This window comes from Pseudomonas sp. TMW22080, assembly GCF_022496745.1.
GTDB lineage: Bacteria > Pseudomonadota > Gammaproteobacteria > Pseudomonadales > Pseudomonadaceae > Aquipseudomonas > Aquipseudomonas bubulae.
The window spans coordinates 30988-47329 of sequence record NZ_SCFF01000007.1 but is presented as its reverse complement, the minus strand read 5'-3'; the positions used below and the strand labels follow the sequence as shown (position 1 = coordinate 47329).

15 protein-coding genes are annotated in these 16342 nt (G+C 59.6%); 2 read left to right on the top strand and 13 right to left on the bottom strand.

Going from position 1 to position 16342, the window contains the following annotated elements:
* Positions 1 to 95 precede the first annotated feature (95 nt).
* Positions 96 to 3065, top strand: coding sequence for an autotransporter outer membrane beta-barrel domain-containing protein (locus EQV96_RS22155; RefSeq protein ID WP_169917042.1), 2970 nt, complete (start codon positions 96 to 98; stop codon positions 3063 to 3065).
* Between the two features lie 235 nt (positions 3066 to 3300).
* On the opposite strand, the gene EQV96_RS22150 is transcribed toward EQV96_RS22155, so the two are convergent.
* From EQV96_RS22150 to EQV96_RS22090, 13 genes are all read right to left on the bottom strand, one after another.
* Positions 3301 to 3879 carry a TerD family protein gene (locus EQV96_RS22150; RefSeq protein WP_095002490.1) on the bottom strand — a complete coding sequence of 193 codons (579 nt, stop codon included), beginning with the start codon at positions 3877 to 3879 and terminating at the stop codon, positions 3301 to 3303.
* 39 nt (positions 3880 to 3918) lie between these two features.
* Positions 3919 to 4494, bottom strand: coding sequence for a TerD family protein (locus EQV96_RS22145; protein WP_016783512.1), 576 nt, complete (start codon positions 4492 to 4494; stop codon positions 3919 to 3921).
* A gap of 26 nt (positions 4495 to 4520) precedes the next feature.
* Positions 4521 to 5567: a TerC/Alx family metal homeostasis membrane protein gene (locus EQV96_RS22140; RefSeq protein ID WP_095002489.1), complete on the bottom strand. Its 1047-nt coding sequence runs from the start codon at positions 5565 to 5567 to the stop codon at positions 4521 to 4523.
* 7 nt (positions 5568 to 5574) lie between these two features.
* Positions 5575 to 6024, bottom strand: a complete 450-nt coding sequence (locus EQV96_RS22135) for a tellurite resistance TerB family protein (RefSeq protein ID WP_095002488.1) — start codon at positions 6022 to 6024, stop codon at positions 5575 to 5577.
* 66 nt (positions 6025 to 6090) lie between these two features.
* Positions 6091 to 7314, bottom strand: coding sequence for a TerD family protein (locus EQV96_RS22130; protein WP_240882409.1), 1224 nt, complete (start codon positions 7312 to 7314; stop codon positions 6091 to 6093).
* Positions 7311 to 7901 carry a TerD family protein gene (locus EQV96_RS22125; protein ID WP_095002486.1) on the bottom strand — a complete coding sequence of 197 codons (591 nt, stop codon included), beginning with the start codon at positions 7899 to 7901 and terminating at the stop codon, positions 7311 to 7313. The genes EQV96_RS22130 and EQV96_RS22125 overlap by 4 nt, the downstream gene beginning before the upstream one ends.
* 73 nt (positions 7902 to 7974) lie before the next feature.
* Positions 7975 to 8652, bottom strand: a complete 678-nt coding sequence (locus tag EQV96_RS22120; protein ID WP_095018727.1) for an HAD family hydrolase — start codon at positions 8650 to 8652, stop codon at positions 7975 to 7977.
* The gene (locus EQV96_RS22115) at positions 8649 to 9608 is read right to left on the bottom strand and encodes an HpcH/HpaI aldolase/citrate lyase family protein (protein WP_095031909.1); all 960 of its coding nucleotides are present in this window, start codon (positions 9606 to 9608) and stop codon (positions 8649 to 8651) included. Before EQV96_RS22115 ends, EQV96_RS22120 begins: the two co-directional genes overlap by 4 nt.
* On the bottom strand, positions 9608 to 10702 hold the full coding sequence (locus tag EQV96_RS22110; protein ID WP_240882408.1) for a cysteine protease StiP family protein: 1095 nt from the start codon (positions 10700 to 10702) through the stop codon (positions 9608 to 9610). The genes EQV96_RS22115 and EQV96_RS22110 overlap by 1 nt, the downstream gene beginning before the upstream one ends.
* Entirely contained in the window at positions 10695 to 11453 is a 759-nt protein-coding gene (locus EQV96_RS22105; protein ID WP_095018724.1) for a trehalose phosphatase, read from the bottom strand. The genes EQV96_RS22110 and EQV96_RS22105 overlap by 8 nt, the downstream gene beginning before the upstream one ends.
* Positions 11443 to 12579 (bottom strand): phosphoribosyltransferase domain-containing protein, encoded by a 1137-nt coding sequence (locus EQV96_RS22100; protein WP_095020647.1) that lies wholly within the window; start codon positions 12577 to 12579, stop codon positions 11443 to 11445. The genes EQV96_RS22105 and EQV96_RS22100 overlap by 11 nt, the downstream gene beginning before the upstream one ends.
* A 77-nt stretch (positions 12580 to 12656) precedes the next feature.
* Positions 12657 to 13799, bottom strand: coding sequence for a trypsin-like peptidase domain-containing protein (locus EQV96_RS22095; protein ID WP_138738824.1), 1143 nt, complete (start codon positions 13797 to 13799; stop codon positions 12657 to 12659).
* A gap of 40 nt (positions 13800 to 13839) precedes the next feature.
* Positions 13840 to 14853 carry an ATP-grasp domain-containing protein gene (locus EQV96_RS22090; protein WP_240882407.1) on the bottom strand — a complete coding sequence of 338 codons (1014 nt, stop codon included), beginning with the start codon at positions 14851 to 14853 and terminating at the stop codon, positions 13840 to 13842.
* A 176-nt stretch (positions 14854 to 15029) separates the two neighbouring features.
* Here EQV96_RS22090 and EQV96_RS22085 point away from each other — a divergent pair, with 176 nt between their 5' ends.
* Positions 15030 to 16325 carry a carbohydrate porin gene (locus EQV96_RS22085; RefSeq protein ID WP_240882406.1) on the top strand — a complete coding sequence of 432 codons (1296 nt, stop codon included), beginning with the start codon at positions 15030 to 15032 and terminating at the stop codon, positions 16323 to 16325.
* Positions 16326 to 16342 lie beyond the last annotated feature (17 nt).

Here is a 16342-nt window from a genome sequence, read left to right as displayed (position 1 = left end):
CGATACAGAGGTTCTGGTGGTATTCGGATACATCATTTTGTAAAACCTGTTCGCTATACATGACGACCTTATTATTACAAAAAAGGTCGTTCGTCATGCCCGCCTCACCCCAGCGTCTTGCGCTCACCCTTGCACTGCTGAGTACCAGCTGTTTATCCCCTGTGGCGTTTGCCAAAGCTGCCCTCCTCAGCACCGCCAGCACCGACAGCCTGACCCTCAATGGCAACGACACCCTGACGTTGACGCCCAGCGGCAGCCTGACCACCACCAAGGTGGCGGTCACTCTGAAAGACGACACCCGCGGCTCAGGTGTCGTCATCGACAACGCCGGCAGCTTGATCTCGACAGGCGGGCGAGCCATCGATACCAGCGGCAGTACCCGTGGTGAACGCAACTACAGCATTATCAATCGCAGCGGCGCGACGATTCAGGGCAGTAACGATGCTTTGCGAATCGACACCAATTTCACCAGTGGCAGTGTGTTGATCGACAACAGTGGCACTGTGCGCTCGACCGGCAGTGGCCAGGCCATCGACCTCGACTCGCTGCGCAGCGAAGGTGTCCAGACCACCCTTATCAACCGCGAGGGTGGGCTGATCCGCGGCGAATTCAGTGACGGCATGAAAACCGGTTCCAACGCCACAATCCTCAACTACGGCGAGATTTCATCGGGTGATGCCCTGACCGACGACAACAAATTCGACGGCATCGATATTGACTCGGCAACCGGCGTGACCGTGACCAACCACGGCACCCTTTCAGGTGGTCGCCACGGCATGACCACCGATCTGGGCGCAACCCTGGTCAACTACGGCGAAGTCACCGGGCGCAACGGTTCGGGCTTTGGTTCGGACGGCAACGGCACCGTGATCAATTACGGCACCATCACCGGCGCCTACTCCGGGCTCAAGCCCAACGGTGACGGCGATGGCGTGGATATCGACCTGATCGCCCATATCGAAAACTATGGGGTGATTCAGGGCACCGGCGCCGGTGGCGTCGATAAAAACGGCTTTGCCAATGGCAGCGAAGGTATCGCCCTTGGCGGGGGTTATCTCTACAACGCCGCAGGTGCACTCATCAGTGGCGCCAACAATGCGGTGCTGGTGGATGACGGCAGCGATGGCCCCGGGGTCGCGGCCACCCGACTGATCAATAACGGCACAATCAAAGGGCTGGACGGTTTTGCCGTCAGATTTGTGGGAGAGTTCGATGATGTGGTCAGCAACAAGGGTCTGATCAGTGGCAGCAATGGTCTGGCCCTGGACCTCGGCGGCGGCGATGACCACCTGACCCTGGGCAGCGCCAGCCGCTTCGACGGCCTGGTGGACGGCGGTAGCGGCTACGACCGGGTGACATTGGATGACCCGGCCGGTGGCCGCTTCGGCAATAGCCAGAACGTTGAATGGCTGGACGTGAAGTCCGGCAGCTGGACCCTCACCAGCCACAACGACTTCAGTGACGGCGGCGAGGTGTTCAGCGGCGCCCGCCTGGTCAACCTGGGAGCCATCAGCGGCGCTATCACTGTCGATGAAGGTGGCATGTATGCCGGTGGTGGCAGCGTCGCCAACCTGCAGGTCAACGGCACACTGCAAACCGACACGCAGCTGGGCAGCGCCACCATCAGCCATGACTTGACCCTGAGCAGCGGCGCGACCCTGGCCTATGGCGTCAATGCCGATGGCAGCAGCGCACCGGTGCAGGTTGGCGGCACCGTCCACCTCAATGGCTCGACCCTGGCCATCAATGCCGGTAGCGGTACCTATCCGTGGCTAAGCCAGTACAGGGTGCTGAACGCAGCGGCCATCGACGGCACCTTTGGCAAAGTCACCAGCGATTACGCCTTCCTCACCCCGACCCTCAACTACACCCCCACCAGCGTCGAGCTGACCTATGCGCGCAATGACGTAGCATTTACCGATTATGCCAGCAGCGCCAACGGCCACAGTGCGGCCATCGGCCTGAGCCAGCTAAAGGCCGGCAACGCGCTGTATAACGCCCTGCTCAACACCTCGGCACAGACGGCGGGCGCCGCCATCGAGCAGCTATCCGCCAGCAGCAATGCGAGCCTGGGCAGCGCCACACTGGGCGCCTCTTTGCAGGTGGGCAGCAGCATGCTGGCGGCCATGCAGTCGTTGGGCGCAGGCGGTGGCCTACAGGTTGCCAGTGCAGCCAATGATACCCCTGCCCTGGCCGCCACGGGCCTGGTGCCGGGCGTGCGCAACCTCAACGACCCGAATGCCCGGGGCAGGCTCTGGCTGCAGGGCCTGGGCAGCTATGGCCGGCTGGACGCAATCCACGGCAACAGCGACCTGACCCAACGTACCAAAGGCGGTGTACTGGGTGCCGACTGGGCGCTAACCCCGGACTGGCGCATGGGCGTACTGGGCGGCTACTCAAAAACCGACGTGGACAGCACCGGCATGGAGGGCAGGGTCAACAGCTGGCACGCGGGCGCCTATGCCATCCACCAGAGCGGTGCGCTGGCCCTGCGCCTGGGGGCGGCGTATAGCGGCCATAACGGCGACAGCAAACGCAGCGTGATATTCAACAGCTTCAGCGATCAGCCCAAGGGGGACTACCACGCCAGCAGCCAGCAGGCTTTTGCCGAACTGGGCTACGCCCTGGGCAGCGGTCGTCTGAGTGCCGAGCCGTATGCCAACCTGGGTTATCAGCGTTATCAACGTGACAGCTACACCGAAAAAGGCGGTGCCGCGGCGTTGCAGGTTGACCGGCAAACCCAGGACAACTTCAGTAGCACCCTGGGTGTACGGCTGGCGCATCTGAACCAGCTCGAAAACGGCATGAGCATCACACCCCGCCTGAGCGCTGGCTGGAAACACCTCTATGGTGATGTCAGCAGCTCAACCAACCAGGCCTTTGTGCTGGGCGGATCGGCCTTTGATGTCGAGGGCAGTGCGCTGGATCGCAACTCGCTGGTGCTGGAGGCCGGGCTGGATCTTGGCGTCTCTGCCAGGCAGACCCTGGGGGTGGGCTATACCGGCGATATCGGCAGCAACAGCCGCAACCACGGGCTGATGGGGCAGTGGCAGATGAGGTTTTGATCAAGCGGTGCGTGGAATACTTGTAGCAGCTGCCGAGGAACGAAGGCTGCGTTCGAGGGCGAAGATCTCGTAAAACCTGAGCGTTCAATCTATCTGATGCAGCGAAGTGTCTGATTTCACGACGGCTTCGCCGCCGAACGCAGCCTTCGTTCCTCGGCAGCTGCTACAGGTGTTTATACACAAAAAAAAAGGCCCTCCCCGATACCGGGGAGGGCCTTTCGTTTAACGCCGGGGGTTAGCCCAGGTTAACGCCAAAGTTCGAAGCCAATGGCGCCAGGCCACCGGCAAAGCCCTGACCAATTGCCTTGAACTTCCACTCTTCGCCATTGCGATACAGCTCGCCGAACACCATCGCGGTTTCGGTCGAAGCGTCTTCGCTCAGGTCAAAACGTGCCAGCTCCTTGCCGTCAGCCTTGTTCAGAACGCGAATGTAAGCGTTGGATACCTGACCGAAGTTTTGCTTGCGGCCATCCGCTTCGTGAATGGTCACCGCGAAAGCCAGTTTTTTGGCTTCTTGCGACAGACCCGACAGGTTGACGTTTACTTGCTCATCATCACCGTCGCCGGCGCCCGAGCGGTTGTCGCCCTGGTGCACAACGTTGCCGTCGGGCGAAGTCTTGTTGTTGTAGAACACAAAGCTGCCGTCGTTCAGCACTTTGCCGTTCTCACCAACGATAAACACCGAGGCGTCCAGGTCGAACTCCTGACCGTCAGTAACCCGCGGGTCCCAACCCAGGCCTACAACCACTTCGGTCAGGCCAGGTGCTTCTTTGGTCAGGGAGACGTTGCCGCCTTTACTCAGACTTACTGCCATGTTCGTGAACCCTTATATGAAAAGTTGATGGGGTGCAGATTAAAACTTCAGGCCGTAGCTTTCCGCCAATGGCTTGAGACCGCCAGCAAAGCCCTGGCCCACAGCGCGGAACTTCCACTCGGCGCCATTGCGATACAGCTCGGCAAAGATCATCGCGGTTTCGGTGCTGGCGTCTTCTGCCAGGTCATAACGCGCCACTTCACTGTTGTTGTCCTGGTTCACAATGCGGATGAAAGCATTGCGCACCTGACCGAAGTTTTGACGGCGAGCGTCAGCTTCGTGAATGGTCACGGTAAACGCGATCCGGTCGATGTCAGCGGGTACTTTGGACAGGTCGACCTTGATCGCCTCGTCATCACCGTCGCCTTCACCGGTACGGTTGTCGCCCGTGTGTTCAACCGAGCCGTCCACGCTTTTGAGCTGGTTGTAAAAAATGAAATCGGAGTCAGCGCGTACTTTACCGTCAGCCTTGAGCAAGAAAGCGCTCGCATCCAGGTCGAAGTCTTGACCATCGGTGGAGCGAGCATCCCAGCCCAGACCCACGAGGACTTTGGTCATCCCGGGGGCTTCTTTGGACAGAGACAGGTTGCCGCCTTTGGAAAGGGAAAGTGCCATGTGTAATTCTCCTTAGTAATGTGCGATCAAGCTTTCGTGTCGTTGTTAACGTCGGATTGCTCTTCTTCCTTACCGGGAAAGATGATGCTGGCCACGATACCGATAGCCAAGACCACCAACACCACAATCAGACTGGTGTTTGGATCAATTTCATAACCATGGCCAAACAGGTGATCGGTTGCGTTCAGGGCCAGCTTGCCGGCGATAAAGAACAGCAGGGCGATAACCGCTTTTTCCAGGTGCACCAGGTAGCGTTTCAGTGCTTCGAGAACGAAGTACATGGTCCGCAGACCCAGAATGGCGAACATCATGGCCGAGTACACGATCAAGGGTTCACGGCTCACGGCAATCACTGCCGGTACGGAGTCGAAGGCAAACAGAATGTCTGAAACCTCAACCACCACCACACACAAAAACAGTGGGGTAGCAAAAAGAGCGCCCTTGCCTACAAGAGTCATTCCCTTGTTCTGCGGCTTCGTGATCTCTTTTTCAAGCTCTTTGCGTGAAACAAAGAAATTATGCCCGTGCAGTTTCGGCCAGACCGGGAACAGTTTTTTCGCAAAACGGTAGGCGATGTGCTTGGAGTAATCCTCCTCCTCATCCTCTTCCTTGCTGCGCAACATCATCACTGCGGTCCAGGCCACGACCACGGCAAACAGCACTTCGACCCAAGGGCCAAACGCCAGCAGGCCAGTACCGATCGCCACGAAAATCAGGCGGAACACAATGGCGCCGATGATGCCCCAGTACAGAACCCGGTGACGCAATGCGTCCGGGATCTTGAACCAGGCAAAAATCGCCATGAACACGAACAGGTTGTCGACGCTGAGTACTTTCTCCAGCGCATAACCGGTAACGAACAGGCTGGCCACACTTGGGCCGTGGGCCACATACAGGTAGCCCGCAAACATGAGCGAGATCACCACCCAGAACACCGACCAGACGGCGGCGTTGGTCAGCGAGACCGGTTTATCGCTTTTGTGGGTAAACAGGTCGATTGCCAGAGCAATGACCGCCAGAGCCACAAATACAGCGATGGTAGTTGGCGGAAAGCCAATTGCCGTGTTTTCCATGATGTCCTCAGAGATCAAAATCGCCAGGGTTCAGCCCCAGCTCATTGCAGATAGTGCGGCAGGCAGCCCGCTCACTTTCATCGAAGTTGCCGTCGGCGCTACCGATTGCGCAGCAAACACGCACCAGCAGGCGGGCGGCATCTTCTTTTTTACGTAGCTGACCGATAGATTTCAGCGCTTCAGCGCGACCGATCTGCTGGTCAAATTCAAACTTTTCACACACGGCGTTGAAAGCTTTGATCACGTCCTTGACGTCAAAGACCTTCAACTCATTGGAGTTTTGAATAAATCCGACCATTTTCTGTTTTTCGTCGCTGCTGATATTGCCATCGGCAGCGGCCACCAGTGCGCAACCGGAAACCACGGCTTCCATAAACTCACGGTTCTTGAATTTGCTGACTTCCGCCGAGAGCTTGTCACGGGCGGCGCTTGCGTTGGTTTTGAGCCATTCGAGCATTGGAGTCACCTTGTCAGAAATTGCAGGTACGGCGCCTGTTTCATCAGGCGGCCACTTACAGAGCGCTCATTTGGAGCCGGCAGCCCAGCGCATACCCCAACCAAACGCTTTATCCATGTCAGAGTGGCCCTTGAAGAATTCAACCCGACGGTTGACCTTCACACTGCCACCGACGTTTTCGAGCAAAGCAATGGCGCACATGCCTTTGGTCCCGCCCTCTTCGCTCAGGCGCACTTCAATCGGCGGCTCACCCGGGATGTACAAGGTGATGACACCGTCAGTCGCCTGCCAGTTCGGGGCACCTTCGTAGATGAACGCGTAAACCAGCACGCGACGCATCTTGCGCCACTCCTTGCCATTGATGCGCAACCACTCGCCGTCACTTACCGAGCCGGTGCGGTCGTCGCCCATCAACTGGATAAACGGCTCGTCACGGAAATCACCGAAGGCATTGCCCAGGGCCTGTACCGCGCCTTTGCGGCCGTTCTCCATTTCGTACAGGCAGCCCACGTCCAGGTCGATCCCGCCCGACTTGCCGCGCAGCGAAGCAAAGAAGCCGCCGCCCCCGGCGTTGGGGTTGGTACGGTTCCAGTTGAGGTTGATCTTGATCTCGCCGAAGTCACCGTCCTTTTTCTCAAGGCTGATGGACGGACGCTGCTTGTCCAGGGTGATCTTCGACAGATTGATCTTCGCTGCCGGTGCCGGTGCTGGTGCTGGTGCTGGTGCTGGAGGCGCTGGAGGTGGCGTCGGCGCTGCAGCAGGAGCAGGAGCAGGAGCAGGAGCAGGAGCCGCAATATCAACCCCAAAGTGCTCGGCCAAGGGCGCAAGACCACCGGCAAAGCCCTGTGCTACGCAGCGGAACTTCCACACGCCCTGACGACGATAGAACTCGCCGAGGATCAACGCAGTTTCCTGCATGCCCTGGGTCGGAATCGGTGCTTCGATGCCGCCGCTCACCGTTACGGTCAACTGCGGGAAGGCGTCGAAACGGGCCTTGTTCTCATAGATGGTTGCGGTGAGGGCGACTTTTTCGATGGCCTGATCAATGGCGTCCAGATTGACGCTGAACACACTGCGACCTGCAGCCGATTCCACCAGCTTGACCGCGCCATTATTGACGCTTTGCTGGCCGAAGAAGCACATGTCGTTGTCGCCACGCACCTTGCCCGACTCATTGAGCAAAAACGCAGAAACGTCCAGGTCCGCGCCGGTCACCGGGGTATAGCTGACGGTGACGCTCAGGGTACCGCTGGCAACGCCGGTGTTGGCGCCCGGGGTCAATGTGGTCATGAGCGCACCGCCTGGGCTGCGTCAGTGGCCAGATCCTGGGCGGTACGGCCATTGGCCACGGTGCCGATGGCGGTCAGGTCCCAGCCCGCCGATGTGCGGCTGATGTATGCCATGACCACGCCGGTGTGACGGCCCTTGTCCGACAGGTTGAAGCGCGCCAGCTCTTTGCCGGTCAGCTCGTCAACGATACGGCAGTAGGCGTTTTCTACCGCTTCGAAATTTTGCCCGGTAAACGAGTTCACGGTAAACACCAGGTGCTTGACCCCGGCCGGCAGCTGCTCCAGGTTGACCTGGATCGACTCGTCGTCGCCATCGCCCTCACCCGTGCGGTTGTCGCCGGAGTGCACGATGGAGCCGTCTTTGGACTTGAGCTGGCGAAACCACACCAGGTCCAGCGGTTGTTTGGCACTGTCGAGCAGGATGCACGAAGCATCCAGGTCGATGGCGGTATCACTGCTCAGCAGCTTGGCGAAAAAACCGCTGGGCTTGACCGGATCCCAGCCCAGGCCCATGCGAATTTTCTTGAGACCGGCTCCCGCTTCTTTCTCGAGAGAGATGGTTTGATTCTTGGACAGCGAAATGGCCATGAAACGTCTCCTTGTCTGCACTGAAGCACGATAGGTAATTACTGATTATTGACATGCTTTGCTTGCGCCTGGCTTACAGCTCCTCGCGCAAGCACACGTCAAGTGGCCGCTTGCGACGCCACAGTGCGTGAAATTCACGCCAATGCGGCTCTTGAGCGGCTCCGAGCATCTGTTCATCGCCCCGGGTGTCACCCCAGGCACGCAGTGTGTATTGGTCCAGAGGCCCGTATTGCGCCTCCAGCCGAATGACTTTTTGTTCACAGCGACAGTTGGTGCCCTCGATATCCCCGGTCAGCACGCCATCGACTGAGGCCAGCCGTGTACCGATCAAGCCGATACCGAGTTTTTTGGCAAAAGGTGTGAGCACCAGTTCAGGGGACGCCGAGCAAATTGTTACCTTGGCGCCCTGCTCAATCTGGTTGGCGACGGATGTTAAGCCCAAAGGCCGCATCAGACGCTGCCAGGAAACGTCACAAAATGCTTCAGCGCGCTCCTTTACCCAGGCCTCTTTGGCGCCGGTCAGGTAGACCGCGATCAGTTTCTCTTTCAAATCATTGCGAGAAATCCTGCCCAGCAGGTAGCACGCCGTGGCCGGAATCATCCGCAACAGGCGCATCGCGAACAGGCGATTGCCAAAGGCAAAGCGCAAAAACGGCACAAAGCTGTCGTGATAGGTCAGTGTGCCATCGAAGTCGAACGCTGACAGAACCTGCTTGTTGCCTTTGTCCGATGTATTCAAAACGTCGTTCAACCCACTAATTCAGCCAATCTCAGGCTGCCTCCAAAAGTGTCTGTCGGGCAGGCGACTTCAGGGCGAACCCCTTGCCAATGTGCCCGTTCAATAATTGTTTGCGCCCATTTGTAATGGGTCGCAGGCTCGCACATGGCGTCGTTGAACTTGAACACCGCAGGCGCCGCCTCACTCAATATTTGGCGTGCGCTGTTGAGATCTTCAAGGCTGACTTGCAACGCCCTGTGGATAACTGCAATTTGTGACGGGTGAATCGCAGTTTTCCCTACAAGCCCGTGAGCCATATCCAGCGCCAGTTCCTGATCCAGCACGTGTGGCGTATTGAGCTGCTCGAACACCGGTGCGGTCAGGGCAAAACCTGCCGAGCCCATGATCCCGCACAACATGGGAATCACATAGCTCATGGGCGTGCTGTACAGGGTCATGGTTTGTGGACGACGCAAGCCCAGGCAGCCCATCAGGTCGTTGCCACCGATGCGCAGGGCAATAATGCGCTCAGGCAACAGCTCCAGCATGGCGCTGCGCAGCTCTACCATGGCATTGGGCACAAAGACTTCCGGGGTTTCCAGAGTGGGCATCAGCATCAGGTCGTCGCGGGTCACCGCCTGCTGCCACTCGCGGATATTGCCCAGACTGAGTTTGGGCACCACAAAACCGTCGACATGGCGCATCAGCGACCAATCATTAAGCACCGCTGCCATTGCCGCATCACGAGGGCGCACAAACAGGATCGGCCCCGCCGACGGACGGCCGCCACGCGCCTCGATGCCCAACAGCAGGTTCTTGAGGTTGTTCAGCCCCTGCTGCACGTCGATTTCGGCCACGGCGTCTTCCAGGCACACCACCAGCGAGCGTAAACCCTGGATCTTCTCGCCCAGCACCACATCCAGAATATCGGGACGGGTGGCCGGCATATAAAGTGTGGCGCCCAAGGCATAGGCTGAATGCTTGATCATCAGCGAACACTCCTGATTACGGTCACCGCGCGATACGGCCCCAGTTCATCACCGACTTCCTGGACCTCGATATTGGCCTGGCGCGTCAGGTGCAACAGCAGTTGCACGTCCTGATCGTCAAGGTTGCGCACCAGCACGTGGTCCGGTACCCGGCGCATCACGGCGCGGGTGGCCTCGGCGATACCCGGTTTGACCCGGTTGGGGTTGGTCACCGCAAACCGCGTCGAGATACGTTCGACCGCGGCTACCGCCGAGTGTTGCAAGGCTGCGGCCTGATCCAGTGTCCAGGGTTGCGCAGCGGCCAACGGGGCAAGCTGTGCCCGCTCGGTTTCGATGCTGTGGATAAAACTCATGGTCACGTCGTGTTCCGCCAAATGGTCATACACCACGCAACCATGCAGGCCCGGGGTTTGCGGCCAGATGGAACGAGAAACCAGCCCGGAAACCGTAGCCCCCAGAATGCCCGAGGGGATCAGCCAGTCTTCAGCGGACGCCGCCAGCCAGGCGCGGCCACAAGGGTCCGCCAACACCACCAGGCGTGGGTCTGCCGGGAAACGCGAGTCTCCCGCCAGGCTGTCGCGGATCTGGCCGCTGATCGCGCCCTTGCCGGTCCAGCCATCGACAAACACGATGTTTTCGGCACCGTGGCTCTTGATGATAGCTTCGAGTGCGACGTTGTCGATTCCACGGTCACGAATAATGCTGATGCCGTAATGCGCAGCCTCGCGCCCCAGATCAAGCAGCGCCCGGCGCAGCAGTACACCCAGCGGTAAACCGGCGCGCACAAAGGACACCAGCGCAATCGAGGGGCCGTTGTAGCGCTCATTCAAGGCCAGCGCCAGCGCCTGCACATCGGCCGCCATGCGCGCGCCATTTTGCGTCAGGGCACGCTGGTAAAGGCTTTTATGGGTGTCGGACGGCGCATGTTCCTGGCTGATCATCTCGGAGTAATGGCGTTGCCGGGTCTGGATCAGCCGCTCTTTTTCCTGCACGTCGGTGACTTCAATCTGTAGGGCGCGCAGTAAAAAGTGCACGTCATCGGCGTCATAGCTGCCACTGCCGACGGTTTCCAGGCCTACGAAAGCATTACTCATGGTCGACGCTCGCCAGCACATGAGCGGCCAACTGCCCGCGTTTGGGCGTGCCCCACCAGTCGCACTCGGCCATAAAGCCCAGGTCCGACACACTGTCACCGAAGCCCAGCAACGGGCGCTTGCCGTTGATCGCCTGATCGCGGCGGATCCATTCACGTACCGCTTCACGCTTTTGCAGGGTGATGGGCAGAAACGCCAGGTTGTTGCCATTGCCGTGTACATACAGGCCATCGAGCAACCCGCGCGCCTTGACCTCGGCCAATACGACGAGCAGCGCTTCGTCGGTTTCGTTGTTGTGCTTGGTGACCACGTAATTGGCCAGGCCCTGCTCTTCAACCACCCAGCCACGCAACGAAAAGCCAAGTTCGGCACCAATGGCCAGGGTTTGCTCGCTCAGTTGATGCAACCGAGTTTGCTCAAGGGCCAGTTCGTCGCACATGCGCGCATGCCAGACCGGGTCCAGCGAGCCGTCGGGCTTGAGAATCACGCCGCCGTGGGCACACACCGCGCCGTGGACGAACGGCAATTGCACACGTTGATAGGCCTCGATGCTGCGCGCAGTTACGGGGACGACATCGCTGGTGGCCAGCAGCCATTCCACAAAGCTCTTTTGTGTTGCGCTCATAAAGCCGTTGGGCTGGCCGTCCACATCCAGGGTGGCGGCAAAGCGTGGCTCATCACCCATTTTGCGGGCGGTTTGAAACAGGGTGTCGTCCAGATCAACGAACACCAGAGGACGATTACTGCTCATCAACGATTACCTGCGCATTCAACGCGCTAACCAGCGCCGGATCGACCGCAGCTGCCGGGGTTTCGCTGCAGATCAGCACCCGGTCGAACTGGCCGGGGGCGACGTTATAAAGAAAGTTGGGGATACCCAGGCCATAGTTGTCCGAGAACGACAATGCATGATCGATGCAATGGCCCAAGGCAATGGGCGAGCGGCTGGTGGAGCTGAAGCGCACGTCGGCGCCCGCCCGCTCAAGGCGCTCGGCCAGCAGAAACGGGCGCCAGACAAATTCGCTGGTGCCGACCACCAAGACCCGTTCACCAGGGGCGACCTGCAGATCGGGCGCCAGGGTATCAAGGTGTTCGCGAACGCCCATGCGCCCCCAGTCACGGCTGGCATCAAGTGCCCAGTCGCCCTGGGCCACGCTGCCCACTTCGGGCATTTGAGGGAGCTCTGCGGTGGTATCTTCGGCGAACGTGTAGCGACCATCGAGCAAAGAGACGCTGCTGACATGATCGCCCATGGCCTTGCGCACAGCGTCCCGGGACCAGTCGGTCAGGGTCGTGGTGACAATACGCTCGACCGAGTTGAGCCCTGCTTCGGCCAGCGCCCGGGACAGATTGATAAAGGTATTGCCGGTAGAGGCTTCATCGTCCACCAGCACCAGCGAGCGGGCGTTGAGCATCATCTCGCGGGTGTGTGCGTCTTGCGGCAAATGCAGCAGATGCGAGCTGGCGTGACTGTGCTCTTCTTCAAAACGGGCAAACAGTTCACTGCCCGTAGGGTGGCGGCTGCTGCACAGATACACGCTGTCATCACGGGTCTGGCTGAGCGCACGGTGCACGCCAGCACCCAGGCCAACGGCGGTTTCAGCCATGCCGATAACCAGCACCGGGCCGGGCAGGTCGGCAGGGATTTTTGCAGCCAGGGCATTGAAGCTTTCCGCCATCAGTGACGGCCGTGCCGGGATATGACGCCCCAATACACGGGAAACGAATAAAAAGGCGCGCTTGGGGTTTCGGCGCTCGGCAAAATCGAAAAGTGCCTGTGGCTCAAAGGTCGATGCATTGACCTCTACCTCCAGACGACCGCGCTTGAGGTTTGCATGCAATACCTTGGGTTCGGTCTTGGAATTACCGCTGTTCATTGATGTTTACTACCTGAACATACTGAAAAAATGGGGGACGATTAGGGAGACGGGGGGTTAAGACAAGTAAAAAATGGTTACTGAAGATGGCTGGCGTCAATCCGCCACAGTCCAGCCTGCGAAGCGCGTACCAACTCCGGCGTGCTCAACGAACGTTCACTGCACCCGCGCCGGGCCGGTACACGGGCTGCCTCAAGGAACGCCAGTACCAGTGCCGACTTGACAGCAAAGTTCATGTTCTGCGCATCCGCCATGCTCGAGGTCACCAGGCCACTGACCAATCCTTGCGGGTCAAACACCGGGCTTCCGCTGGAGCCGGGCTGAATCGGTGCGGTGAACTGCATCAGGCTGGCATCGTCGCGAAGGCCAAACAGGCCCGAAACCACACCTTGGGAAACTTGCACGCCACCGCCTGCCAGCCCGGCGAGCGGAAACCCCAGGGTGACGACACTTTCGCCCAGCTCACAGCCCACGCCCTCACGAAAAGTCACCGGGTTCAAAGGGGGGGCACCAATGACCCGCAGCAAAGCGAGGTCGTTCTTGCGATCGACCACCACAGACTCCGCCTTGTATCGACCCTCAAAGGACGTAATCGACAATTGCTCGAGGCCTTCAATGACATGGGCACAGGTCAAAATATGCTGGGTGCTTACGGCAAAACCAGTACCTGTAGCCCCTTGGCGCGCAACGCTGTCGTCTGATGCCTCAGGTCTCATGCGTTGCGGATGACGATCATCCAGAGCCAGCCCCAGGCGTCGGGCAAACGCGCTCAAGCCGTAGGCGGACGCTTCGGCGAGTGCGCGGATTTTCCATTGATCGCTGCGTCGGTACACCTCGGCAATGACCATTGCGCCATCACCGAACTCATCCAGTGCCAGACTGTGCTCGATCTGCTCTCCGACCTTGAGCCGGAACTGGCCGAGTTCACGTAACGGACCCAGCGCGCCGAACACATAGAGCACCAGCAATACACGCTCACAATCTGCAGGCAATTGTTCCAGCACCAGGCTGAAGCGTGCCAGGCCGGCGGTGTCATGCCATGCCAGCCAGGGTTGCGGGGCGTGTATCAGCGCAGGCTCCCCGACGGGTTGGCGCTTGCCATCCACGGCCAGCAACGCCAGCCCCGCATAGTCACCCAATGCGCCCGCTCGCGAGCAGGTCAGGCTCATCTCACAACGCACAGATTCAAGGGCCGCATTGGCGCCCGGCATCAATATCATCGCTTGTGACTCCCCTGTGCCCGCGACAAACAAGAGCTGATCACCTTAACAGCTCTTCTCCGCGAACCGGAACCACCACCGTGATTGCCTTGACCTGCACATTCTCGCGCCATGTACTGGCTGGCACGGGCAGGCCCAGGCGGCGTGCGGCAAAGATACCCGGCAGGTTGACTCCGGCTTCGCGGGTGTAGCCGATACCGCCAGAATAGCGCAGGTTGATCTCCAGCAAATGCGGCTGGCCTGCGGCATCATCCCGGGTCTGCACATTGACGATACCGTCGCACTTGAAGTGCCGCGCCGCCTTGATCGCCAGTTCGACCGCCGCACCATCGCGCTCGAATGTCTGCATCAGGCCCTGCTTGCGCCGCCCCACATAGGCCACGGCCTCGCCCGCCTCACAGACCATGTCCACCGAGCATTCGCTGCCGGGCATATAAGGCATCACCAGCAACGGTTGGGGCGCATCCGATTGACCGTAGGCCTGGGCAAACACCGCCGCATTGACTTCATGGGCGTCGGCATTGGCAAAACTGCGAAACGGGTCCACGTTATCGGCCAAACGCCAAAAGCCCTGGCCGTAAATACCGCGCGTCGGTTTTACACACACCTGGCCGTCGCGGGCCAACTGGGCGTAAGCCGTTTCCAGTTCAGCTTGGGTGCTCACCGTCATCGCCGGTATGCACGCCAGTCCGGCCGCCAGGGCCTCACGGGTAAACGTCGACTTGTCGTCAACCCGCTCAAAGGTGTCCAGATCCAGAGCGCCAGTAACCAGTTGCAACCCGGCCGCTTCGAACTCGGCGCGGTGCGCTTCATATACCTGACCCACACGCCCGGCCAGCACCACCTTGATCTGCCGGGCGCGGGCCTGCTCGATCACCCAGCCGATGCGCTCCTGATTGTCTTGCGGCTCCCGCCAGGCGACATCCGCCAATCCGGTGATTTCAGGGCGATTTTGGCGGTGCGAGGCGAAAACTTGCACGGTGTCCGGCAGCGCCGCCCGGGCACCTGCAATCACATCGCGTTGGCTCGATTGCCCTTCAAGAAACCAGATCATGAACATCCCTTGGTACGGATAAACGCGGGAGTCTAGCGGATGGCCGCTACCAACGCCCTTAGTCATTAGAGGGAGGTCGTGTAACCAAATATGAAATTAATTAACTAAATAGTTCATAATGTGCGGCATCGTGTCGCGCCCCGTCGCCGACACTTCATATAAAGGAGCTTCTGTAGATGTTTTTCTCTTCCCGCGCCCTGCTGAACACCAGCCTGTGCGGCGGCTTGTCATTGCTGGCCCTGACGCCTGCCTGCGTACTGGCCGACACCACCGACAACCTGATGAACCGTTCGACCCTGACCGGCGACTGGGGCGGCGAGCGCCAAAAGCTGATCGACAAAGGCATCAAGCTGACCGGTGATTACAACTCCGAAACCTTCTCCAACTTGCATGGCGGGATCAAGCACGGCACCCGTTACTCGCAACAAGTGCGTATCGGTGCCCAGTTCGACCTGAGCAAAATACTGGGTAGCGCCGATGCTGGCCTGGTGCAAATCACCGTCAATGATCGTCGCGGTCACAGCGCCTCCGAAGACCTCGTAGGCAACCGCCTGCCAATCCAGGAAAACGCCGGCGGCAACTACACCCGCCTGTCCGAGTTCAGCTACCAGCGCACCCTGTTTTCCGAAGACCTGACCACCAAGGTTGGCTTTATGCCAATGGGCAACGACTTTGGCGGCATGCCGCTGTTGACCAGCTTCGTCAACGCCGGTTTCTGCGCGCATCCGCTGACGCAGTCCAATGGCAGCGGCTGGACCAACTACCCCACCGGCCACTGGGGCGGCGAACTGCGCTACACCGTCAGCCCGGCCCTGACCCTGCAAACCGCCGTGTTCCAGGTCAACCCCGAATACAACAGTCGCTCCTCCGAAGCCTTCAGCATGACCACCAAAGGCACTACCGGAGCGATCATGCCGCTGGAAGCGATCTTCACCCACAACGCCTGGCTCAATGGCCAATACAAAGTGGGCTGGTACTACGACACCTCCAATACCCGCAAGATTGGCAGCACGCAAAAAGCCAACAACCGCACCGGCGCCTATGTGCTGGTCGACCAGGCCATCTGGCGTGATGAGCAAGACCCCGAAAGCGTATTGCGCGCCTTTGGCCAGGCATCCAGCAGCAATGCCGCGACCTCGCCTATGCGCCACTGGTACTCGGTAGGCCTGGTCAAACAAAAGCCGTTTGCCAGCCGCCCCAAAGACAGCATCGCCTTTGCCTACGGCCGCGCCGTATTCAACTCGCGCTCCCGCGACGTGCAGGAAGCGGCAGCCAGCAGCCCGGAACAGGCGGACATGATCGCCAGCCTGGACAGCGGCGAGCAGTTGCTGGAGCTCAACTACGGCGCGCAAGTCACGCCGTGGCTGCTGTTGCGCCCGGACCTGCAATACATCATCGAACCAGGGGCTTTCTACGGCGCCAAGCGCAGCAATGCGCTGGTCGCGGGGCTGCAGGTCAAGGCAACGTTCTGACACAAGCGTTTGTGTAG